At 41.8% G+C, this 24,068-nt stretch carries 16 protein-coding genes; 15 read left to right on the plus strand and 1 reads right to left on the minus strand.

Going from position 1 to position 24,068, the window contains the following annotated elements; genetic code table 11:
• The first annotated feature begins 547 nt into the window (after positions 1 to 547).
• The 14 genes from ODU41_RS00430 to ODU41_RS00495 all read left to right on the plus strand — a co-directional run bounded on the left by ODU41_RS00430 (position 548) and on the right by ODU41_RS00495 (position 20,031).
• Positions 548 to 1,057, plus strand: coding sequence for a hypothetical protein (locus ODU41_RS00430; RefSeq protein WP_029171081.1), 510 nt, complete (start codon positions 548 to 550; stop codon positions 1,055 to 1,057).
• Positions 1,058 to 1,313: 256 nt separating this feature from the next.
• Positions 1,314 to 3,176 (plus strand): AAA family ATPase, encoded by a 1,863-nt coding sequence (locus tag ODU41_RS00435; protein ID WP_398578533.1) that lies wholly within the window; start codon positions 1,314 to 1,316, stop codon positions 3,174 to 3,176.
• Positions 3,177 to 3,192: 16 nt separating this feature from the next.
• A complete protein-coding gene (locus ODU41_RS00440; RefSeq protein ID WP_024407948.1) occupies positions 3,193 to 3,723 on the plus strand; it encodes a hypothetical protein in 531 nt (176 codons plus the stop codon).
• A 33-nt stretch (positions 3,724 to 3,756) separates the two neighbouring features.
• Entirely contained in the window at positions 3,757 to 4,707 is a 951-nt protein-coding gene (locus tag ODU41_RS00445; RefSeq protein ID WP_044673275.1) for a YafY family protein, read from the plus strand.
• Positions 4,708 to 4,928: 221 nt separating this feature from the next.
• Positions 4,929 to 6,218, plus strand: coding sequence for a DUF262 domain-containing protein (locus ODU41_RS00450; protein WP_105183606.1), 1,290 nt, complete (start codon positions 4,929 to 4,931; stop codon positions 6,216 to 6,218).
• Positions 6,215 to 8,110: a DUF262 domain-containing protein gene (locus ODU41_RS00455; RefSeq protein ID WP_044673271.1), complete on the plus strand. Its 1,896-nt coding sequence runs from the start codon at positions 6,215 to 6,217 to the stop codon at positions 8,108 to 8,110. Before ODU41_RS00450 ends, ODU41_RS00455 begins: the two co-directional genes overlap by 4 nt.
• 253 nt (positions 8,111 to 8,363) lie before the next feature.
• The gene (locus ODU41_RS00460) at positions 8,364 to 9,641 is read left to right on the plus strand and encodes a uracil-xanthine permease family protein (RefSeq protein WP_024393459.1); all 1,278 of its coding nucleotides are present in this window, start codon (positions 8,364 to 8,366) and stop codon (positions 9,639 to 9,641) included.
• A 202-nt stretch (positions 9,642 to 9,843) separates the two neighbouring features.
• The gene (rpsO, locus tag ODU41_RS00465; RefSeq protein ID WP_002938849.1) at positions 9,844 to 10,113 is read left to right on the plus strand and encodes a 30S ribosomal protein S15; all 270 of its coding nucleotides are present in this window, start codon (positions 9,844 to 9,846) and stop codon (positions 10,111 to 10,113) included.
• A gap of 302 nt (positions 10,114 to 10,415) precedes the next feature.
• Positions 10,416 to 12,635 (plus strand): polyribonucleotide nucleotidyltransferase, encoded by a 2,220-nt coding sequence (gene pnp, locus ODU41_RS00470; protein WP_074391636.1) that lies wholly within the window; start codon positions 10,416 to 10,418, stop codon positions 12,633 to 12,635.
• A gap of 53 nt (positions 12,636 to 12,688) precedes the next feature.
• The gene (gene cysE, locus ODU41_RS00475; RefSeq protein ID WP_015647409.1) at positions 12,689 to 13,306 is read left to right on the plus strand and encodes a serine O-acetyltransferase; all 618 of its coding nucleotides are present in this window, start codon (positions 12,689 to 12,691) and stop codon (positions 13,304 to 13,306) included.
• Between the two features lie 73 nt (positions 13,307 to 13,379).
• Positions 13,380 to 13,565 carry a hypothetical protein gene (locus ODU41_RS00480; RefSeq protein WP_009910840.1) on the plus strand — a complete coding sequence of 62 codons (186 nt, stop codon included), beginning with the start codon at positions 13,380 to 13,382 and terminating at the stop codon, positions 13,563 to 13,565.
• A 10-nt stretch (positions 13,566 to 13,575) separates the two neighbouring features.
• Complete coding sequence (cysS, locus tag ODU41_RS00485) at positions 13,576 to 14,919, plus strand: cysteine--tRNA ligase (protein ID WP_105123737.1); 1,344 nt, start codon at positions 13,576 to 13,578, stop codon at positions 14,917 to 14,919.
• Positions 14,912 to 15,310, plus strand: coding sequence for a Mini-ribonuclease 3 (locus ODU41_RS00490; RefSeq protein ID WP_012027808.1), 399 nt, complete (start codon positions 14,912 to 14,914; stop codon positions 15,308 to 15,310). The genes cysS and ODU41_RS00490 overlap by 8 nt, the downstream gene beginning before the upstream one ends.
• A 245-nt stretch (positions 15,311 to 15,555) precedes the next feature.
• Positions 15,556 to 20,031: a bacterial Ig-like domain-containing protein gene (locus ODU41_RS00495; RefSeq protein WP_398578534.1), complete on the plus strand. Its 4,476-nt coding sequence runs from the start codon at positions 15,556 to 15,558 to the stop codon at positions 20,029 to 20,031.
• A gap of 39 nt (positions 20,032 to 20,070) precedes the next feature.
• On the opposite strand, the gene ODU41_RS00500 is transcribed toward ODU41_RS00495, so the two are convergent.
• On the minus strand, positions 20,071 to 22,212 hold the full coding sequence (locus ODU41_RS00500) for a GH92 family glycosyl hydrolase (protein WP_398578535.1): 2,142 nt from the start codon (positions 22,210 to 22,212) through the stop codon (positions 20,071 to 20,073).
• A 569-nt stretch (positions 22,213 to 22,781) separates the two neighbouring features.
• Here ODU41_RS00500 and ODU41_RS00505 point away from each other — a divergent pair.
• Positions 22,782 to 24,068 carry a glycoside hydrolase family 125 protein gene (locus ODU41_RS00505; protein WP_044761615.1) on the plus strand — a complete coding sequence of 429 codons (1,287 nt, stop codon included), beginning with the start codon at positions 22,782 to 22,784 and terminating at the stop codon, positions 24,066 to 24,068.

Genomic DNA, 24,068 nt, shown 5'->3' on the forward strand with positions numbered 1-24,068 from the left:
CTTAGATGAAAAGAGAAGGCTGGGCAAAAAGCCCAGGACCACTACTCAGAGTTCGTGTCAACATCTCAGCGCAGTGGTTGATTGGCAGATTTGTTCGTGTTTTACACTCCAAATCTGGTCTAATCAACTGTGCGGGGGTGGGAAAACGAACTCTTTTTATCTTGGTCGAGTTCTTTCCCACTCCCCTTTTTGGGGTAAGTAAAAAATGCTAAGGGTGTACAGTTGTCATATCTGAAATTCTAGCCCCTGCTTGACCGTACTTGGTATAACATATTACAATATATATAAGAACCTGTGTTCACAGTTCATCGCTTCCATTGGAGTGTTTGAAGGTGGAGATAAGGAAAGGAGATTCCTGACCAATTAGGTGGTAGGCGAAAACAGCCACAGGAGCTTTTTACTCGTCGAAGCAATAAAGTGAAACTAAATGGTGATAGAGTCAAGTATTCCTTCAAAAAATTGCCTTGATGAGCAAAAAAGATGTCTTGCATAAGAACACTTTGTTTATGAATATAGGTTCTAAGATTTGTCCAAGAGAGGTTATTATATGTTGAAATATATCCGTGCCCTTCCCCTTGTTATAGTAGCGGGAGCGGTTGTTTACTTTACTATTTTTATCTGTATTGATAATGGTGATTGGACCTATGTTGTGACTAGAGCGCTAGGGCTTAAGGAAGAACATGCCAATAATGTTTCTTTGATTGTAATTGGTGCCCAATCACTTTTTCTGACTTCGGATTGGTTTTACAAGCGGATTCGTGCCTTTCTCAATCGTCGTTTGGAAAAGGCCAAAGGACTTAATTGGCAGATTTATTTGGGCTATAAGGCAGGGATTGAGTTTTTGATGGCATTACCCAAACGAACTATTTTATTCACATTCTATCTACTTTTAGTAGTTGCTGAAAGTGTTGGTCTGATTGAAAAAGCCAAGGACTATGCTGCGGTAATCATCTTCATAATTGCTGTTGACCGCGTGACCAAAATCTGGCCGGAGGAAAAGCGGAGAATGATGGAGTTTGGTCAGAAGATTAAGAAACGGATTAAGAGTGTGGAGTAGGGAGAGTTGTTTGGATATATTTATTTTTTGAAAATCTAATGTAGGTCTTCTTCTACTGAGAGAATGAACGGAACAGTGTGCTGTCTGTGTCTTACTGAAGGAATTCTAAGCAGTGGTATTGCCCTTGAGCCAAGATGCACTGAAAATAAAGTAGGGCGGAATGACACTTAAGTTTAACAATAAGCAAAGATGGACATATTTTGTCCATCTATTTTTATATACTTCTTATTGAGAATATCAGAATAGAGGGGTAAAGATGAACTATTATCACATAAAACTAATGGGAGAAGTACAGCAACTAGAGCGACCTAGTGAATCTTTTACACAAGAAAATAATTGGATGTATTTTTTGAAGGAAAAAGAAGATTTATTTATTGTAACGGGAGCTGCAAATACAAAACGAGAAATAGCAAAAAAGGTTCAATCACTTTGGAAAGTGGATGTCTATTTAGATGGCTATTCTTCACTAAACGAGAATGATTTTATTGAAAAAGTTGGGCGTGAAAATTTGGGAGAATTTGGTTATTTCTTATTGAAGCAATCAAAGGAAGATAAGCAAGGTCTTACTCCGAATGCAGATGTGTTGTCAGAAAATATGATTGGACTCAGCGACTTTAAAAATAGCATTCAGCATCTTATAAACTATTTAGACTACCAATCAAACTATTTAGGATCGCATACGAAAGAGCCATTTTTCTTAATTTTCAACGGTCAAAAGGGGACTGGACGAAAATATGCCCTCCAATATTTAGAACGCTTGTTCGACTTGAAAGCAGTTGATACTCATTGTAGCGAATACTTTCTTCCTAAGACTGAAGAAAAACAATTTCCAGTTGTTTATGACTATTTAAAAGCAAGAGCTCGTCCTAAATTAGAACTTTTCGCTAATATCAATACAAAGAAGGAGAATAATATTTGTATTCTAATTGCTCAATCGACTGAAGAAGCTAAAAAAATAGAAATGGAATTACAGGAGGAATACTATAATGTAAATAGAATCGAGTTTCCTCCTTATACAAATGACGAACTGGTTGAAATTGCTATTCAACTATTAGCAAAAAGACGAATTAGTATAGACAAGAAAATTGTTAGGGAGTATGTAGAAAAGGCTTCAAATCTCATCAATGCAAAAGATATTCGACGAATGGTTCAGAGAATCCATGAATATGCGGTGGCAACCAATTATTGTCAAGAAAACGGATTGCTGGATCTGGGTCACTTTAGTTTGCAAAAGGAACAATCTAAAAGTAAATGTGGCCAAGCTGAGAAGAGGCTGAATCAAATGATTGGTCTTCAATCTGTAAAAAAATTAATCAGACAACAAGTTGCTTTTGAACAACTATCGAAACTGAGGAAAGAAAGAGGCTATCATGTTGAAGAAAGTAATGGGCACTTGTTATTCACAGGAAATCCAGGGACGGGTAAGACAGAGGTAGCTCGTCTTTATACAGAAATCCTGTATGAACATGGATTGATCGCAGAAAACAAGATAGTAGAGGTTGGAAGAGCAGATCTTATTGGAGAATATGTTGGCCAAACAGCACCAAAAATAAAAAAGGTGTTTGATAGTGCAAGTGGTGGTGTACTGTTTATCGATGAGGCTTACAGTCTGATTCCACAGAGTGAAAGAGATTTTGCTAATGAAGCTATACCCACCATTATTCAAGAAATGGAAAATCGTCGTAATGAGATAGTTGTTATTTTTGCTGGTTATAAAGATTTGATGCACAATTTTATAGACACGAATCTAGGATTACAATCTCGAATCTCAAACATCATTCATTTTGAAGATTACTCTATGGACGAACTGTACGAAATTTTTAGAATGATGTTGCGTAAAAAAGACTATTCTCTTGAATCTAGTTGTGAGAGGGTATTGTGTTCGCATTTTTCAAAAGTTGGAACAACCGAACGTTTTGGCAATGGTCGTTATGTTCGTAAACTAATAGAAGCTTGTTTGTATCAACAGGCGACTCGAGTGATGGAAAAGATAGGCAATAGAACCTTAGAAGAAACAGAGATGAATGTCGTAATAGAAGCTGATATTAAAAACGCCATCCTAGAATTATCAGAGTTGGAATCAACTCAACGATTAATAGGTTTTGGATTACAGGGATAGAAGAAAGGAAATGCATATGAATAACAATGACTTGAAAGAAAACACTGTGTTTAATGATATGGAAATTTTAGAAATATTTATCGATTTGCTATACAGAAATTTGGACTCAGATACTAGGTTGAGAAGTTCTTTTGACAGTATCAATCGTGAAGTAAGTGATTTTTTGGGGATCCCTCAAAAGAGCTATATCGGACAACTTTTATATATTATTTCAGATGTTGATCAGATTAGAAGGAGCTTTGTTGACCATATAGAATTTTACTATCGAGAGATGAATAGGAAAGTGAAAAGAGTAGTTGGAGTTAGTCTAGCGATTGAAATAGTACAAAATGTTCATTTTCTCGAAGAATTTGATGTTGTGATGATTGAAAATATTGAAGAATTTTATAATAGTACCGATGCGATTCAGAAGAAGTTGGCAAGAATTTTGGAAAGTTATCTAGAAACAGGAGGAAAATTACTGGTAACAGGTTGTGAGTTTGATAATTCAAATGACGCATTGAGCAAGATTCTTTACCAAGGAAATTTATTGAATTTGACTTGTTAAGAGTGTTATAATCTTTTTAGAATTGAGGTTTCTATGAACGATCAGGAAAGATTACTTACAATATTTTTACGCTTACAATCAGGGGCGCATCTAAAAAAATCACAATTGGCAGATGAATTTGGAGTTAGTGAGAAGACTATTCAAAGAGATTTTGCTCTTCTAGGAGGATTTATCGAAAGTCAGCCAATGATTGCAGCAGAGTTAGCCTATGATCCCAAGTACCATACTCGCTTCTTAAAAGGGAAGTCTCTTTTTAACAAAAAGGAAATTCTGACCATTTCTAAAATTTTGCTAGAAAATCGGGCTTTGAATAAGGAAGAAAATAAGGCTGTTTTAGATAGCTTATTTGCTCTAGTATCGAAAGATGAGCAGAAAGAAATTTCTGCCATTATCGCCAGTGAACTCTTAAACTATGCCCCGCTTTCAGATACTCAAAACAGGATTGATAAGATTTGGGAATGGTCAGAGGCCATTCGTAAGGAATTGGTATTAGATATTCGCTACCAATCTCCCTACAATGTAGAAAAGAAACACACAGTTTTTCCTGTGTCACTCTATTACGATAGTCATTACTTTTACCTTGTAGCTTATAATCTAAAACATTCTTCCTATATGACTTTAAAGTTAGATCGGATTTTAGAGTGGAAAGTTTCGCCTGAGAAGAAACCGGATATTTCTTATGGCAAAAAGTTTCGAGACGGTGAAGTACGGAATAAGCGCGTGGATTCTTTTATGGGACGGGAACTAACCATAAGAGTCAGATTTAGCTATGATCCAACCATTGTCTTGGATCAATTTCCGACAGCAAAGATTATCGAAACAAGCTCAGAAGGCAATGTGATTGAATTTGTCAGTCAAGACACACCAGGCTTAAAACGTTGGTTGTTGAGTCAGGCTGATGCCCTAACTGTGCTTTTTCCAAGTTCTCTTGTAGAAGATATGAAACATTTTCTCAAAAATATGCAAGAAAACTATAAAAATTAGAAAGGTAGGACAACATTCGTCCACCCTGTGTATTAGAATGAATGTATCAAATAGATATTGAATTCTTAATTGAAAGGAGGAGAAGTAAATGCAAGAATGGATTGTAGTAGATCAATTTGGGAATGTCATTGCAGGACCGTTTTATGATAAAACAGCTGCGGAAATGCATGCGAAAATGATTCCGAATGCAAGTGTAGAGAAAAAATAGGAGAATAAGTAGAATGACTGATATTACTTTGAGGCATATGACGTTAGAGGAACTTTTGAAGGATAACAGGCTCCATATCCCAAATTATCAACGCCCTTATAAATGGCAACGTAAACACATTCGCCACTTATTCTATGATGTCAAAGAAGTTATAGACTCTAAAAAGGACGTTTATCAAGTTGGTTCTCTTATTTTACACGATAAAAAACAAACTTTAGATATTGTTGATGGACAACAGCGGACTATTTCTGTTGCATTATTTTTACAGGCTTTAGGGAAGTTGAACGACTATATCGGTGCCCAGCAGTTACTAAATCAAAAATTTGACGTGGTTTCGTGTCAACATGCTAAGGAAAATTTTGAAGAGTGGAAAATACTGATTGATCTAGATGACGAAAAGGCGCAAAAAGTATGTGACTTTCTTCTTAAAAATTGTGAAATTGCTGTTATTACAATGCCACATAATCGATTATCTGAAGCTTTCCAACTTTTTGATTCTCAAAATAATCGGGGAAAAGCTCTAGAGCCACACGACCTGCTTAAAGCCTATCATTTGAGAAATGCCTCTGAAATCAGTGAAGATTTGATCGAAAATTGGGAAAAAATCGTTACAGATGAAAAGGTCAATTTAAAAGATTTATTTAACCAATATCTTTTTAGAGTGCGACGGTGGTCAATTGGTGAAACTGGGTTGACCAAACGCCGTCAGGGTTCATACCTTCGCTTTACAGAAGATTTTATCGATGATTTTAAAGGTGTCAGTTTACATCATAACGATTACCCTTATTTGAATCTCTTTAGACTATTAAAAGAACAAAATATTGAATATCCTATTTCTTTAATGATGCCAATTATTGATGGAGAGTACTTTTTCTCTTATATTAATCAGTCGCATAAAATGATTCAAAATAGAGAGACTTGGTTTGAAAATCTCAGTTTAGACTCCAAAATGCTAAAGATTTTACATTCTACTAAACAACGTTATAGCCGGAATCGTAATTTATTCGATAATTTAGTGTTGCTTTTTGTGGATAGGTTTGGTCAGGGAGCTTTAGATAAAGATATTGTTGAAACAATTTTTATATGGGCCTATTATCCACGTATAAAAGCGCGTGCCATTTATGATAGCACTTTAGCCAATTATGCTGCGGGTGGAATTTTTCAACGGCGTACAGTTCAAAAATTATTTCAGCTATTACATCATGCAAGTACACCAAGCGATTTTTTGCAGAAAATCAATCGTGATCAATTTGAACATTTTACCTTGGAGAAAATTCTTGAGGAAGAGGAACTTAATAAATGACTAAGACAGCTACTTTGACAGTTACAAAACTTCTGACTGAAGATGAATACATTGTTCCTCTTTATCAGCGAAATTTTTCATGGACATATGATGAGATTGAGCAATTGCTTATTGACATCGCAGATGCCTACAAGGAACGTGAAAAACGTCCTGATTATTATATCGGAACACTGGTTGTTCATCAAAAAGGAAATATGTACCACATTATTGATGGGCAACAGAGAACAACAGCTTTGACTTTGTTAGCATTGGTTTTGAGAAATGAGTATCACATTCAGATTCCTGGCTTGAAACTCTTAAATTTTGAAGCGCGTAAGCAGTCCAATGTATCTTTGCAGCAGTTATTTGAAAATAGTAGTGCAGAATTTGAGAATATGGACGAGATTATTAGAGGTTATCAAAACACCAAATTAGCACTCAATAAAATTCTGTCCGAACAGTTTAAAATGGAAGTGAAGGTATATGCTGAGTACCTCTTTCAACACGTCATTATTTTTAGAAATATGCTACCTACGGACTTAGATTTGAATCTTTATTTTGAGCGGTTTAATTCAAGAGGAGAGCAATTGGAAGCTCATGAAATTATTAAGGCTCAATTGATGGCGAAGCTTGACGATGATGTAGCTGTTAAGTTTGCTAAAATCTGGGATGCCTGTGCAGACTTCGAGAAGCCGGTAGTTAAATCATTTCAAATGAGAAAGAAAAGAAAGGAAACGTTTAAAGAAAGAGAAAACATTTTTGGTTGGCATTTTTCAAATTATAAATTAGCCAATATCTATCAATTTGTTGATAGCAGAAATAGTTCAAAAAAAAGTATATTAGATACGCTAGAAGATTCAAGTTCATTGGTATTTGATGACATCGTAGACGACAAAGAAACTGGAAAATATACAACCGTTATTAACTTTGAAACGCTACTCTTATATACTGTTTCTATTATTGAAAATATTTCCCCACAAGATGTTCAATTAGATGATAAGAAACTACTTGATGTCTTTACGGTGAGTGAAAAAGGAAGGGATTGGGTCATTTACTTCTCGGAAACTTTATTAAGTATTAGACACCTATTTGATAACTATGTCATTAGAAATGCAAGCGAAGATACATCAAGGCGGTCAAAAAACGATTGGTTTCTTAGCAAAGGTACTTACTATGAATATCAAAGAGACAATCGGAAAAATACAGATTACTTTGTAGAAGAACATTTTGAGAATAATACTTTTTCAGATAAGGCAGTGAATGATACCATTATTATGCTTCAGTCTATGTTTGCAGTGACCTTTACATCAAATCGAGATAGTCGTTGGCTATATGAGACTTTGGCCTATCTCTTTGAGAATGTTGAGCATTTGCAAGATGAAGCATTTGGACACCAGTTTGTAAATTTTCTAGAAGCGTTGGCAGTTCGATATGCTGAAGGTCGGTTATTTGCAGAAGATGGTCAAAAATTTAGATGCTACCCTAATATGCCTATCTATGCTTTCAATTTTGTTGATTATGTCTTATGGAAAAATCAAAATAATCTACAGGAGTACTTTTTTGATTCAAGGAATTTTAGATTCACTTATCGTCGTTCCGTTGAACATTGGTATCCTCAGAATCCAAATTTTGAAGATAGTGGGATGTTAAGAATGTCTGATAGTCTGCTTCATTCTTTCGGAAACCTTTGTATTATCACGGACAGTCAAAATTCGAAGTTTGGGAACTCTAGACCGCAGGCCAAGTATAGCCAATGGGAAAAGATATTCGGAAACCAAAGTCTAAAACTGCAATGGATGGCTAAACTTACTGGAAATTCTGATGACAATTGGAATAATGAGGTAATCAGAGGGCATGAAGATAAGATCTTAATGTTAGTTAAGGAATTTATAGATTGTACGAAAAACATTTGATATTTTCGGAAGTTTTAAATTTCAGTTAGTTTCCCCCTATGTTTGCTAGTCTTGTATAAAAGAAGGTAAAAGAAAAATAAATTTTTTTAAAATCCCTTGCAATAAACCGAACCTTTATGTTACAATACCAAAAGCGTAGGTTTTTAAACTCATCCCGTGAGGTGAGAAAGACAATAGGAAAAATTATTAAGGGCCTATGACTATGTATATTTAGAAAGTCTGGGTCTTTTTGTGTACCCAGAATGGGAGATTTATGAGTACAAAAGCCAATCTTTTGTTTGATGTCCATGAGAAACCAGCCCCGCTTCAAGGGATTTTGTTGAGTTTCCAGCACGTGTTTGCTATGTTTGGTGCGACGATTTTGGTGCCGCTGATTCTCGGTATGCCCGTATCGGTTGCCCTCTTCGCATCAGGTGTCGGGACCTTGATTTACCAAGTAGCGACACAGTTTAAGGTGCCGGTTTACCTAGGTTCTTCCTTTGCCTATATCTCAGCTATGGCCCTTGCTATCAAGGAAATGGGTGGTGATGTGTCGGCAGCTCAGACTGGTATTCTCTTCGTCGGCTTGATTTACGTATTGATCGCTGCACTTGTCAAAGTTATCGGTACTAAGTGGATTGACAGCCTCTTGCCACCGATTGTCATCGGTCCAATGATTATCGTCATCGGTCTGGGTCTTGCCAACTCTGCCGTGACTTCAGCAGGCTTCGTCGCAGACGGCGACTGGAAAAACGTCGTCGTGGCGATTGCAACCTTCTTGATTGCTGCTTTTGTCAATACCAAAGGGAAAGGCTTCGCCAAGATTGTTCCTTTCTTGATTGCCATTGTCGGTGGTTACGTGATTGCCCTCTGTCTTGGTTTGGTTGACTTCACACCCGTTTTGGAAGCGGCTTGGTTTGAATTACCAGGTTTCTACCTACCATTTGAAACAGGTGCCTTCAAGTCGTACAATTTCTACTTCGGTCCAGAAATGATTGCTATCTTACCAATTGCTGTTGTAACAGTAGCTGAGCATATCGGTGACCACACCGTTCTCAGCCAAATCTGCGGCCGCCAGTTCTTGAAAGACCCAGGCCTCAGCCGTACCTTGATTGGAGATGGTGTAGCGACTGCTGTATCTGCATTTATCGGTGGACCAGCCAATACGACCTACGGTGAAAATACAGGGGTTATCGGTATGACTCGCATCGCATCAGTATCCGTTATCCGTAACGCAGCCTTGATTGCCATTGCCTTCTCATTCTTGGGTAAATTTACAGCCCTTATCTCAACTATTCCAAGTGCCGTTCTTGGTGGTATGTCTATCTTACTTTACGGTGTTATCGCCTCAAACGGTTTGAAAGTTTTGATTGAAAGCCGTGTTGATTTCGGTCAAGTCCGCAACCTGATTATTGCAAGCTCAATGCTGGTATTGGGTCTTGGTGGAGCAGTTCTCAACATCGGTGCCATCACCCTCTCAGGAACAGCCCTCTCAGCCATTGTAGGTATTATCCTCAATCTTATCTTGCCAAAAGCAGAAAAGGCTGAGTAAATGTGATATACAAGCAGAAAGTCAGCTCCGGCTGGCTTTTTTTGAAAATAGCAGAGCAGCTCAGCTATTTCTCAAATCAGTTGACAAAAGAGCCATTCCTTGATAGAATGGTTAAGGTCCAAAAGGACAAATCTAGCTTTTTCTTGGTTACAGGTCGCCAACCTGTCACTCGGATTAGGCTCAAAACAAAGGAGAACATATCATGGCAATCTCAAAAGAGAAAAAAAATGAAATCATGGCACAATATGCTCGTCATGAAGGCGACACAGGTTCAGTTGAAGTACAAGTAGCAGTACTTACTTGGGAAATCAACCACCTTAACGACCACATCAAACAACACAAAAAAGACCACGCAACTTACCGTGGTTTGATGAAAAAAATCGGTCGCCGTCGTAACTTGTTGGCATACCTACGCCGCACAGACGTAAACCGTTACCGTGAATTGATTCACTCACTCGGACTCCGTCGTTAATATAGGAAACTGCCATGTCTTCGGACATTGGCAGTTTTTCTTATGTTCCATTATGGGAGTGTAGTGCTCGGAAAAAGCTGGGTGTTCTTCGTTTGATTGAAGAGTATTCGTTTCGTTCGGTTGTTTATATAGCAGGTTAGATTTTCCATCAAATTCCTTCCTCAATTCCCCACATTTTCCGTCAAATATGATAAAATAAGAAGTATGCGTGGTTTTGTGCAAAAGAGAGTGAAACAAGCTTGTTTGATTGTCTTTTGTAGAAAACACGCAAGAAAAATTTCAGAAAAAATAGGAGACAATTCATGTCAAAACAAGTATTTGAAACGGTTTTTGCTGGCAAGAAATTGGTCGTTGAAACAGGCCAGGTTGCCAAACAAGCCAATGGTGCGGTTGTCGTTCGCTATGGCGACTCCACAGTCCTTACAGCGGCAGTTATGTCCAAGAAAATGGCAACGGGCGATTTCTTCCCGCTCCAAGTCAACTATGAAGAGAAAATGTATGCCGCTGGTAAATTCCCAGGTGGCTGGATGAAGCGTGAAGGCCGTCCGTCAACCGATGCGACCTTGACAGCTCGTTTGATTGACCGTCCGATTCGTCCAATGTTTGCGGAAGGCTTCCGTAACGAAGTTCAAGTCATCAACACAGTGCTTTCTTATGATCCAGATGCTTCTGCTCCAATGGCAGCCATGTTTGGTTCTTCATTGGCATTGGCAATCTCAGACATCCCATTCAATGGCCCAATCGCAGGTGTCCAGGTCGGCTATGTCAATGGTGAACTCATCATCAACCCTGATAAGGCTCAAATGGAAGAGTCTCTCCTTGACTTGACAGTAGCTGGTAACAAGGATGCTATCAACATGGTAGAGTCTGGTGCCAAAGAATTGTCAGAAGACATCATGTTGGAAGCTCTCTTGAAAGGTCATGAGGCTATTCAAGAACTTCTTGACTTCCAAAATCAAATCGTAGCAGCAGTCGGCAAGGAAAAAGCAGATGTGGAACTTCTTCAAGTGGACCCAGAATTGCAGGCTGAGATTGTCGCAGCTTATAATGACGATTTGAAAAAAGCGGTGCAGGTAGAAGAAAAATTGGCCCGTGAAGATGCGACCAATGCGGTGCGTGAGACCGTCATCGCAGCCTACGAAGAAAAATATGCTGAACACGAAGAATTCGACCGCATCATGCGGGATGTCCATGAAATCTTGGAACTCATGGAGCACGCAGAAGTTCGTCGTTTGATTACAGAAGACAAGGTCCGCCCAGACGGTCGTCGTGTGGATGAAATTCGTCCGCTGGACGCAGAAGTGGACTTCTTGCCAAACGTTCATGGCTCAGGTCTCTTTACCCGTGGTCAAACGCAAGCTCTTTCTGTCTTGACCTTGGCCCCAATGGGTGAAACTCAAATCATCGACGGATTGGACGACGAGTACAAGAAACGCTTCTTGCACCATTACAACTTCCCACAATATTCAGTGGGCTCAACTGGTCGCTACGGTGCACCTGGCCGTCGTGAGATCGGTCACGGTGCCCTTGGTGAGCGTGCTCTCGAGCAAGTTCTACCTAGCTTGGAAGACTTCCCTTACGCTATCCGCTTGGTAGCAGAAGTCTTGGAATCAAACGGTTCTTCATCGCAGGCTTCTATCACAGCTGGTACCCTTGCCCTTATGGCAGGTGGTGTGCCAATCAAGGCACCAGTTGCAGGGATTGCCATGGGTCTGATTTCAGACGGTACCAACTACACTGTCTTGACCGATATTCAAGGTCTTGAGGATCACTTTGGTGACATGGACTTCAAGGTAGCGGGTACTCGTGACGGCATCACAGCCCTTCAAATGGACATCAAGATCGATGGTATCACACCGCAAATCTTGGAAGAAGCCTTGGCACAAGCTAAGAAGGCACGTTTTGAAATCCTTGATGTCATCGAAGCGACAATCCCAGAAGTTCGTCCTGACTTGGCACCAACTGCACCGAAGATTGACACTATCAAGATTGATATAGATAAGATCAAGATTGTTATCGGTAAGGGTGGCGAAACCATCGATAAGATTATTGCAGAAACTGGCGTGAAAATCGATATTGACGAAGACGGTCTTGTGGCGATCTTCTCACCAGATCGCGATGCGATTGAGCGGACCAAGGAAATCATCGCAGGCCTTGTTCGTGAGGCAAAAGTGGACGAAGTCTTCCAGGCAAAAGTTGTCCGTTTGGAGAAATTCGGTGCCTTTGTCAACCTCTTTGACAAGACAGATGCCCTGGTCCACGTTTCTGAAATGGCTTGGACTCGTGTCAATAAACCAGAAGACCTAGTTGAAATCGGCGATATTGTCGATGTTAAAGTCATCAAGATTGATGATAAAGGACGTATTGACGCTTCTATGAAGGCTCTTCTTCCAAAACCAGAAGGTTATGTGGAGCCAGAAAAACGCGAGCGTTCTGACAGACCACGCCGTCATAAAGACAACAAAGAGAAAAAAGATAACAACTTTGGTGAATTCAAATTCCACAAGGTTGAAAAGAAATAAGCTGAGTAGACAAGTTCGGTAGCGGGCTTGTCTTCTCGCTAGAAGGAGTGACTATGGGTTGGTGGAAGGACACCATTGAGATTGTAAAAGAAAAAGATCCGGCAGCACGGACGACCTTGGAAGTTCTTTTGACCTACCCAGGTGTCAAGGCCTTGGCTGCCCACCGTCTGTCCCATTGGATGTGGAAAAAAGGCTTTAAACTCTTGGCTCGGATGCACAGCCAATTTTGGCGCTTTTGGACCAATATTGAGATTCATCCAGGTGCCGAGATTGCTTCGGGAGTCTTCATTGACCATGGAGCTGGTTTGGTTATCGGTGAGACAGCTATTATTGAGTCTGGTGTCATGCTCTACCACGGCGTAACGCTTGGTGGAACAGGAAAGGATACGGGTAAACGCCATCCAACTGTCCGAAAGGGTGCCCTTGTTTCTGCACACGCACAGGTTATTGGACCAGTTGAAATCGGAGAAAATGCTAAAGTGGGTGCAGCTGCCGTTGTCCTAGCCGATGTTCCAGCAGATGTGACAGTGGTCGGTATGCCAGCTAAAATTGTCCGTGTACACGGTCAAAAAGATGAGAAGGTCATTCATGACATGGAAGATGGCCGTGAACACTACACGACTAAGCTTGCGGAATTACGAGAAGCCAGCCACCGTTCGTCACATTTGTAGGAAAGCGGATGGCTGACAGTATGACCTTCTTTGAAGTGGCTATGGCGATTGCAAGAAAATTAGAAAGTAGATCATGTTAAAAAAATTAGTAAGACAAAACTGGCCTTATGTGTTGACCGCCATTGCTGGGACAATCATGTTTATCCTTAAATTCTCCCAAGGAAGCTGGCAGGTAGGGATGATTTGGTTGGCCGCGACAGCTTATTGGCTAGTAAAATTGTATCAAAAGTATCAAGTCCTAAAGAATACTCAGAAGTAATGGAGAAGCTATGATTAAAATTTACGATACCATGACTCGCAGTCTGCGTGACTTTGTACCCTTGGAAGAGGGTAAGGTCAAGATGTATGTCTGCGGTCCGACGGTTTACAATTATATCCATATCGGTAATGCCCGTAGCGTTGTGGCTTTTGATACTATCCGCCGTTATTTTGAATACCGTGGCTATGATGTGACCTACATCTCAAACTTTACGGATGTGGATGACAAGATTATCAAAGCTGCTAATGAAGCTGGCATGACAACCAAGGAACTGTCTGATAAGTTTATCGCAGCCTTCAAGGAAGATGTGGCAAAACTGGGTGTCAAGCCTGCTACCAAAAATCCTCGTGTCATCGACTACATGGATGAAATCATTGATTTTGTGCAGGTCTTGATTGACAAGGGTTACGCCTATGAAGCTTCTGGAGATGTCTATTTCCGTGTGGAAAAGGCGGAGAATTATGCTCGTTTGGCCAACAAAACCCTGTCTGACTTGGAGGCTGGTGCTTCTGGGCGGGTTGAGGGAGAAGGTCAACTGAAAGAACATCCTTTCGACTTTGCCCTGTGGAAAACTGCCAAGCCAGGTGAAGTGTCTTGGGAAAGTCCTTGGGGAGCAGGTCGTCCAGGTTGGCATATCGAGTGTTCGGTCATGGCGACAGAGATTTTGGGAGCTACCATTGACATTCACGGTGGTGGTGCGGACTTGGAATTCCCTCACCATACTAATGAGATCGCCCAGTCTGAGTGCAAGACAGGTCAGACTTTTGCGAATTATTGGATGCACAATGCCATGCTCAATATCAACGATGAGAAGATGTCCAAGTCCTTGGGCAATTTCCTGACAGCACATGACATGTTGGAACAAATTGACGGTCAGGTCTTGCGCTTCTTCCTATCTACCCAGCACTACCGCCGTCCACTCAACTACACTGAGAAGGCTATTTCAGATGCGGAAATCAATCTAAAATATCTGAAAAATACTTATACACAACCTGTGCAAAACTCTGTGGATAAGTCAGCTCTTGAATTGCATTTGGCGGCCTTTGAAGCGGCAATGGATGATGATTTCAATGCGGCAAATGGGATTACGGCTATCTTTGACTTTGCCAAGTGGATCAACTCAGGCAATTACGATGAAACTGTAAAAGAAGCCTTTGGCAAGATGCTCGCCGTCTTTGGTATTGTCTTTGAAGAAGAAGTCTTGGACAGCGAGATTGAAGCCTTGATAGCAGAACGTCAAGCAGCGCGTGCCAATCGGGACTTTGCGACGGCTGACCGCATTCGTGATGAATTGGCAGCCCAGGGCATCAAGCTCTTGGATACCAAGGATGGTGTGAGGTGGACACGTGACTAAGGCAGTAGATGTCAATCTCATCAATGGAATTGCTCTGGCTTTCGAAGGGGATGCTGTTTATTCCATGTATATCAGACGGCACTTGATTTTCAAGGGGCTGACCAAGCCTAACAAATTGCATGGAGAGGCTAACAAATACGTCTCGGCCAAGGCTCAGGCAGGCCTGATTTCTGCCCTCTTAGAAGCTCAGCTATTGACCGAAAAAGAGGAAGAAATCTACAAGCGGGGGCGCAATACCAATAGCCACACCAAGGCCAAGAATGCGGACGTGGTCACCTATCGGATGTCCACAGGTTTTGAGGCGGTTTTGGGCTATTTGCACATGACCGAGCAGATGGAACGCCTGGATGAACTGGTGGGCTGGTGTATTAAGTTTGTAGAAAATAATTAACTAAGACAATGAGGAGGGAAACTTCCTCTTTTTTGTTTTCTCTAAACTAAAGTTCTTTTTATCTGATTTAAAGAAGGGGACCATGAGGGCTTGAAGGTCATATTTTTCCTCTGTACAATGGAATTAATAAAACCTGATAAACTTCGTGTGATAGCTGTTCTATCAAAGGTAGCATGTGCCAACTATGATCTGGAAAGGAGTAAATTGAGAATAGCTGTAGCACTAGAATTGTGTAGGAGGAAAATATGACAAAATGTGATTTCGACAAACGTGAGCGATTCGGTATTCGAAAATTTACAATAGGTGCCTGTTCTGTTTTGATTGGTGCGACCTTATTTGGGACACAGGTTTCTGCGGACCAGCTAGAAAATGTGGACAGCTTGTCAGAGCCAGCTGTTGAGCTCTCTTCGGTAGGGAACGAACATGTGGAAAAGACCGAAGCTGAGGAAGGAATATCACTAATTTCAGCAGATGAGAAAGCGGTGACCGAAGAGTTGAATGGAGAAGTATCTGTATCAGATAGTAGAGAAGAAAAACTACCTTCAACTCCGTCTGATAATCCAGAAAATAAACTAGAGGATACAGAGGAAGCGGAAGATAAAGAGATAGATTCTTCGGATTTTGGTCTGTTGCTTTCTGATTTTCCTCAGGTAGAGGATCAAGGAATTCGTCCGAAAGAGATTAAGTTTGACAACTGGGATCAGGTGCTTGCCTGGGAGCCGGGTGCTCGTCCAGATGATGATTTGAACCGTGCTTCTGTAGAGTTGGTTGAGCGCTTTAGAGGGCATGTCGTCAATGAGAGAGCCAATGAGAATGCAAAGGTAGAAGCTCTTTCAAATACCAACTCTAAGGCGAAAGACCATGCCTCTGTTGGGGGAGAAGAGTTTAAAGCCTATGCCTTTGATTACTGGCAGTATATTGATTCAATGGTATTTTGGGAAGGCTTGATTCCTAGCCCAGACGTCATTGATGCTGGACACCGCAATGGTGTGCCTGTTTTGGGAACGATTTTCTACAATTGGTCCAGTAGTATTGAAGACCAAGAGAAGTTTGTGGCTTCTATGAGACAGGATCCTGATGGAAGTTTTCCTGTGGCTCGTAAGTTGGTAGATATGGCAAAATACTATGGTTTCGATGGTTATTTCATTAATCAAGAGACTACAGGAAGCATGGTTCAACCATTAGGGGAAACAATGAGAAACTTCATGCTCTATACCAAGGAATATGCAGAATCGATTGGTTATCCGATTACGTATTCTTGGTATGATGCCATGACCTACGAATATGGTCGCTATCACGAAGATGGTTTGGGTGAGTACAACTATCCGTTTATGGAAAAGGAAGGAGACAAGGTCCCTGCGGATCGTTTCTTTGCGAATTTTAACTGGACACGGGCGAAAAATAACTATTCAATCGAAGTGGCGAAACGAATCGGTCGAGATCCATTTGATATTTTTGCTGGATTTGAATTGCAACGGGGAGGCTCTTACAAAACGCAAATTAACTGGGATGCTCTGTTTGATGAAAATGGGAAATTGAAATTATCACTCGGTTTGTTTGCGCCAGATACCATTACAAGTTTGGGTGCGACGGGTGAGGATTATCATGAGAATGAGAATATCTTCTTTACAGGCTATCAAGGTGATCCAACCAAACAGAAACCTTCGGATAAAAATTGGTATGGCTTGGCCAATCTCATTGCGGATAAGACGGCTATTACAAGCAGTAATTTCAATAGTTCCTTTAATACAGGGCACGGGAAAAAATGGTTTGTAGATGGCAAGGTTGCCAAAGATGGGGAATGGAATTATCGCTCTGTGTCTGGTATTTTACCAACCTGGCGGTGGTGGATTGAAGCAAGTGGTGAAAAGCTTGCTGCGGCTTATGATTTTGATGATGCTTATAATGGGGGCAACTCTCTTCGTTTTACAGGCGATTTGGAAAAAGATGGTAAGCAGGAAATTAAGTTGTATTCCACCAAGATTCCTCTATCAGAAACAAGTCGTTTGAGGGTTGCGCACAAAGGAGGGCAAGGTGCAAATATCTCCCTAGCTCTAGCGCTTGAACCAGATTATCAATTTGCGAATAAAGAAGCGTGGCGCTTGCTTAAACTATCAGGAGATTGGCAAGATCAGACCTTTGATTTATCTAGTCTGGCAGGAAAGACAGTGTACGGTGTCCAAGTGGTTGTTGAAAATGAAGCAGCGCTGTCAGATTTTGATTTTCGTTTAGGGCAGTTGGCTATTTATGACCAAGAAAATTCACCTACTGCACCGAAAGATGGCCAAGTCCTTGCTAAGCGATTGAAGAATGCCCAAGATGCTGAAGCTGTGATTAGCTTTACAGGGACAGATGATGCAGACTATTATGAAGTATATGCGCAGGTCGACGGACAGTGGAAATTGCTGACAGGTTCTTCTAATACAAGGATTTACCTCCCTCAGCTAGTTCGTTCTGCTCAGGCAGAAGGTCGAACCCAAGCTTTGAAAGTTCATGCCGTTGGGAAAAATGGTTTGCGTTCGGAAGCAGGGGAGTTTATCTTTGATTGGGAGATGACGGTGAAAGATACTAGCCTTCCTAAACCATCGGCAGAAAACATTGTTCTCGGAGCAGAAGTCATCGGTTCAAGTTTTGCTAAAAAAGAAGGCATTGAGGGCATTGAGGGCATGTTGAATGGGACCATTACCAGTCTGTCAGATAAATGGTCTTCCCATCAATTGAGTGGCCATGTAGATATTCGTTTGACCCAACCTCGGACAGTCGTTCGATGGGCTATGGATCATGCTGGTGCAGGTGGTGAATCGGTCAATGATGGCTTAATGAACACCAAGGATTTCGATCTCTATTATAAAAATGAGAATGGTGATTGGGTGTTAGCCAAAGAAGTTCGTGGCAATCGTGATCATGTGACAGACATCGTATTGGACAAGCCAATTCGAGCGCAGGAATGGCGTTTGGATGTCTTGACTTCTGATAATGGTACTCCTTGGAAGGCCATTCGTATTTATAATTGGCGTATGTATGAAGAATTGGACATGGAGACACCAAATATTCCGATGACCCATGCTGTTGCTCGCCATCTCGGTAATCACCAGATTCAAGTAGGTTTCAAGGATGTCCCTGCCACTCGGAAAATAGCGCTTTATTCTAGCCCAGATGCCGTAAAAGCACTGGCAGAATTGGAATCGACAGAGTCAGGAAATCTTATATTTGACCCGATTCGCTTTGAGTCCCTGCCTGAGTTCATTTACTACCGTACTCTGGAGGAAGGAAAGGATTGGAGCAATCTATTGGCCATTCGCGTTCCGCAAGGTGAAAAAGTCGTGAAAGCGATGGAATGGATAGCTCCCCTAGCGAAAAAAGTTTACCGACAAGGTAGTCCTTTATCGCTTGCAGGAGCACAATTCCGTGTAGCTTTTGAAGGAGATTGGCCTGCTGAACGGGTGAATACCACCAATCCGGCAGTTACAGTAAGGGGATTTGATCCGCAAAAATTAGGTGAACAAACATTGACCGTTTCCTATCTAGGAGAAACACTTGCTCAGCCACTGATGGTATATGTTGTTGAAGATATAGCCCAAGGTGAGAAAAAAGCAGTCGGTCTAGAAATCCAACAGTTACCAAAAGTGCAGTATGTTGTAGGAGATGATTTGGATGTCACAAATGGTCGATTTGCTATTATCTATGACGATGAGTCAACTCAGTCCTTCTCTTTGACAGAAGCTGGAGTAGAGATTGTTGGTTTCGATTCCCGTAAAGAGGGGCGTCAGAGCCTAGGTTTGCGGTATGCTGGTTTGGAGACTTCATTTGATGTCCTTGTTTCACCGAAGCCAATCGTCAATGATGAGTATCTAAAGCAGAAAATAGCAGAAATTGAGGCTCTACAAACCCAAACAGCCTATCTCTATTCTAGTGAGCAGACACAACTTGCCTTGCAAACTGCCTTGGAAGAAGCTAAGTCTGTGGTAGCAGATACCAATCGGACAGTCGAGCAGGTTGAAGCCGCTCAAACTCTTTTAGAGAAACAGTTAGGAGAGCTGGATGGGGAGAAACTTTACCAAGCAGATCTTGGGCGTCTCAATCAGCTAATCCAAGAGGTGAAAGGAATAGATAGGCCTATAAATTCTTCTGAGCTGAGTTCTTTACTTGAAAAAACTGAGAAAATTTTGGGTTCGGATAGTATTCGTCCAGATGAGATGAAGGAGCTGCTCAGTGAATGGACTGCTTTGTTTGAACAGTCTAGTCTGGTAACGCATGTCGGTACAAGAGATTCGATGGAGTCTAAGAATTTACTAGCTCCTGAAAAACCGAGAATGGATTTGACCTATGAGCTGGTGCCGAGACAAATCATCACACGGACCAGCACTGATTTGCCACTGGGCCAAGAGCGAATTGTTCAGGAGGGGGCTGATGGTCAAATGATGGTAGCTCACCTAGTCTATAGTGATGGTCGTCGCGAGCTGTATTCACGAACAGTTGCTGATGAGAGTCAGCCGAAAATAGTGGAGGTCGGTAGCAGTTTGCCTATCCAGCAAGAGAAGACTTTAATGATAGAAAATAGCCCGCAGGTTGAAAAGCAGATCAGAGATGCTTCTCTGCAGAAGAGTGGTCTTCCACAAACTGGTGATACCTATCAGGAGAAGTATGTCTTTCTTGGGTTAGTTGGTGTGGCTCTGGCTGGCCTATCACAGTTAGTTAAGCTCAGAAAGCAAGGTGAATAAAATAAATAGTCAGGGGTTGCTCCCTGACTATTTATTTTTCTAAGAGTGTGCCTCGTTACTTGGTAGTATAGATAGGTCAAATTCTAGGCAGTTTGATTTTATCAGTTGGTCATGCTTGATGGTTTGGACGACTTGTTTGTCTAATGAAACTTTCTTGACAAACTGGGAATTTGCCTCGCTTTTTGGAGTAGAAATGGTCAGCTTGTGTTGATCTGCAAGTAGCAAGTCTACTTCCTTAAAATGCGGTAGTCCGATTTGGTAGTCAGCTTTTCCTGGACAGACAGGATAGAAGCCTAGACAGGAGAAAATGTACCAGGCTGAAAGGCTACCATTATCCTCGTCACCTGGATAGGCTTGAAAACCTGTCTTGAAAGCTGTTTGTCTGATTTTGTGAATGAGCAGACTAGTGTATTCTGGTTTGGTGGACCATTGGAAAAGATAAGGGATATGGAAGCTCGGTTGATTTGAAATAGCAAGCTGACCGAGATTGGCTTGTGCCATTTCAGACATTTCGTGGATTTCGTAGCCGTACTGTTCAGGTGAGAAAAAAGCTTCCTGATTGCACAGTTGGATGAGGTAGGTGGTAAAGGCTTCTTTTCCGCCCATCAATTCGATCAGTCCATCGATGTCATGAAAGACAGACAGGGTTGCTTGTAGGGCAGAACATTCGGCATAGTCTCTTCCCCAGCTTAGAGGGGAAAAATCTGCTCGGAATTGTTTCTGTCTATCCTTGGCACGCATGAGACCTGTTTGGCTATCGAATAACTGTCGGTAGCCCAGGCTCATTTGAGCGTACTGCTTAGCCAGTTGGTCCTGCTCCAGTTTTTCTGCTACTTGGCTGATAGCCCAATCACTGTAGGCATAATCAAGAGAATGGCTCACAGATTCGTTGAAATCAAGAGGGAGATAGTTTAACTGGCGGTAAATCTGACTACCATGGCGACCGTAGCGCTGATCCGCATCGGTCTTTTGACTGGTTTCTATCATGGCCTGGAGAAAATCTTCCATCAAATCAGGAACAAGTCCCTTGCAGGCCGCATCAGCAATGACTCCATCTACAAGAGTTCCTGGCATGATACCGCGTTCGTCTGGTGATAGCCATTTGGGTAAAAATCCAGTATCTCGATAGTGTTGGAGAATGCCGTGGAGAAACTCTTCCAAATAGTCTGGGTAGATAAGTGAAAGCAGGGGATAGGAGGAACGGAAGGTGTCCCAGTAGCCGTTGTTGGTGAAAAATTTGCCTAGTTTGGCCTGGTTGCTGATAGGGTCAAAATGAATGGCTTGTCCATCAGGACTAGGTTCGTAGAAAGTCTGTGGGTAAAGTAGGCAACGATAGAGGCAGTGGTAGAAGAAATTGATGTCTTCTGTTTTTTTGTCACGAATCTGAACACGGCCCAGTAGTTGGTTCCAGTTGCTTTCCGCCTGTTTTTGGGCTTGGGGGAAGTCAGGAACATCTTTCAATAGAAAGGCGGCCTGCTCAGGGCTGATAAAAGAGGTAGCCAAACGCCCCTTGATAGAAGTGCTTGAGAAGTTGATGCGAAGGTGCAAATCTTCTCCCACCACTTCCGTTTTAGCTATCTTGCGATCCTTGACCAGATGGTAACATTCTGTTATTTCCTCTTCAAATTCTAGGAGAGCATACATGCAGAAATCAGGGGATTGGCAGGCGCTGACCTGAAAAATCTGAATGAGCAATTGATGAGGATTGAGCAGTCGATAAATGGATTTTCCAGATGAATAGAAGACTATTCCGACAGGCTGGTTAGCAAAAGACGCTATCTCAAAACTGGATCCGTATCGGCTGGGAGCTAAACGGCTTATCAAGCGATAGCGGTTGGATTGTAATTGAAGAAGGTCAGGTCGGAAAACAGCCTGATCCAGTTGGTAGCTAGATTGACGGTGAAAGAGGCTATCTCGGGTTAATTCGCCTGTGACAGGCGTCAATAGGAGGGAGGAAAAATCTCCCAACCAAGGACTGGGTTGATGGGTCAAGCGAATGCCTTGATAGACAGGTTCATAGGGATTGAACCACCAGTTTCCAGTCTGGTCGCTGGTCTGGGGAGCAAAATAATTCATGCCGAAAGGGGCACCTGTCAATGGCAGGGTATTTCCGTTTGAAAAGGCATGTGAGTTATAAGTACCATAGCGGGTGTCAATGGTTGAAACGATGGAGGTATGCATAGGTTATCCTTTTCTTTTTTATTTTATCGTCATTTAGTTGACTTTTATTACTTAGACATAAGAGGAAACTCCGTTTCCTTATTTCCAACTTCAAACACTCCACTGGAGTGTTTGAACTCGCCTTGCCTGATTGAAACAGTCTGGGGGATACGAATAGTCCGGTGGACTATTCGTACCTGAGCCTGAAAACAAAAAAGCGAAGTACATCAGCTGGTCACCTAGAAACAAGAAAAGCATTGAGTTATGTCTGCGGCTTTTGAAGCGAACTTGGTTCGCACTATCTCCAGCCTTCAAAGGTTTCCCAAACCTTTGAAGCGAGTATTAAAAGTAAACTAAAAGACGATATTGATAACAAGTAGTGTCATTCTAATTATATAGAGAAAGGGAGCAAAAAGAAAGCGGTTTCTAAAACTGGCAATATTTGTGTAAAAATGCGTTTAATTTGTGTATAGGATTTGCATTTGGAATTGTATAGACTGATACTAGGAACCTTGTGTCCAATGAAAATGATATGGACTTGCCAGATAGAGGTTGGAAGAAGTCTGAGCAAAGGATGAAAAGGAGAAATCATGTTTTATACAAAAGAAATCATAGAGAAGTGGCTAACGGACATTCAGAAGAAAACAGCAGATCACCCAAGTTGGGGGAGTGTATTTGAAAGGTGTTACACGGATACGCTTGATAGGACCATTAGTCAGCTGGAGGATGGGACTACTTTTGTCTTAACAGGGGACATTCCAGCCATGTGGTTGAGGGACTCGACAGCCCAGGTCAAACCCTATCTAGCCCTAGCAGGCAAGGATGAGACATTGCGCCAGATGATTGTAGGTCTGGTAGAGCGGCAAATGGCCTTTATTTTGATGGATCCTTATGCCAATGCCTTTAATCAGGCAGCCAATGGACATGGGCACCAGACTGACCACACTCAGATGGGACCCTGGATTTGGGAGCGAAAATATGAAGTGGATTCCCTCTGCTATCCCCTTCAATTAGCCTATCTACTTTGGAAAGCGACAGGGGAAACCAGCCATTTTAACCAGACCTTCTTTGGGGCAGCTGAAAAAATTGTTCAACTCTGGAAATTGGAGCAGCACCATGAAAACTCCCCTTATAGCTTTGAACGGGACACTGACCGGCTAGAGGATACCCTCACGCACCAAGGGAAAGGGGCTCCCTGCGCCTATACAGGGATGACTTGGTCTGGTTTTCGTCCAAGCGATGATGCCTGTATCTACCCTTACCTCATCCCCTCAAATATGTTTGCGGTCGTCGTCTTGGGCTATTTAGGGGAAATAGCAGAGCAGTTTGCCAGTGAGGAGTTCTCAGATTTAGCTGAAGGTGCCAGACAGTTGGCGCAGGAAATTGACCAGGGGATTCGGACCTTCGGGCTGACCAAGAATCAGGCGGGAGAAACTATTTTTGCCTATGAAGTGGACGGATTGGGCAATCAGTCGATCATGGATGATCCCAATGTCCCTAGCTTGTTGGCGGCTCCCTATCTAGGATATTGTTCCAAAGATGATCCTATCTATTTGGCAACCCGTCGGACTATTTTAAGTCAAGAAAATCCCTATTACTATGAGGGAGACTATGCTGCGGGTCTTGGTTCCAGTCATACCTTCTATCGCTATATTTGGCCGATTGCCTTGGCTATTCAAGGATTGACGACGGATGACAAGGAAGAAAAAGCGCGCTTATTGGATACCATGGTGGCCTGTGATGGCGGTACAGGACTGATGCATGAGAGTTTCCATGTGGATGATCCGACGCTTTACTCTAGGGAGTGGTTCTCCTGGGCAAATATGATGTTTTGCGAATTGGTTTTAGATTATTATGATATACGACCGGAGGAATAA

The sequence above is a fragment of the Streptococcus sp. 2022WUSS083 genome (assembly GCF_044427155.1).
GTDB lineage: Bacteria > Bacillota > Bacilli > Lactobacillales > Streptococcaceae > Streptococcus > Streptococcus hashimotonensis.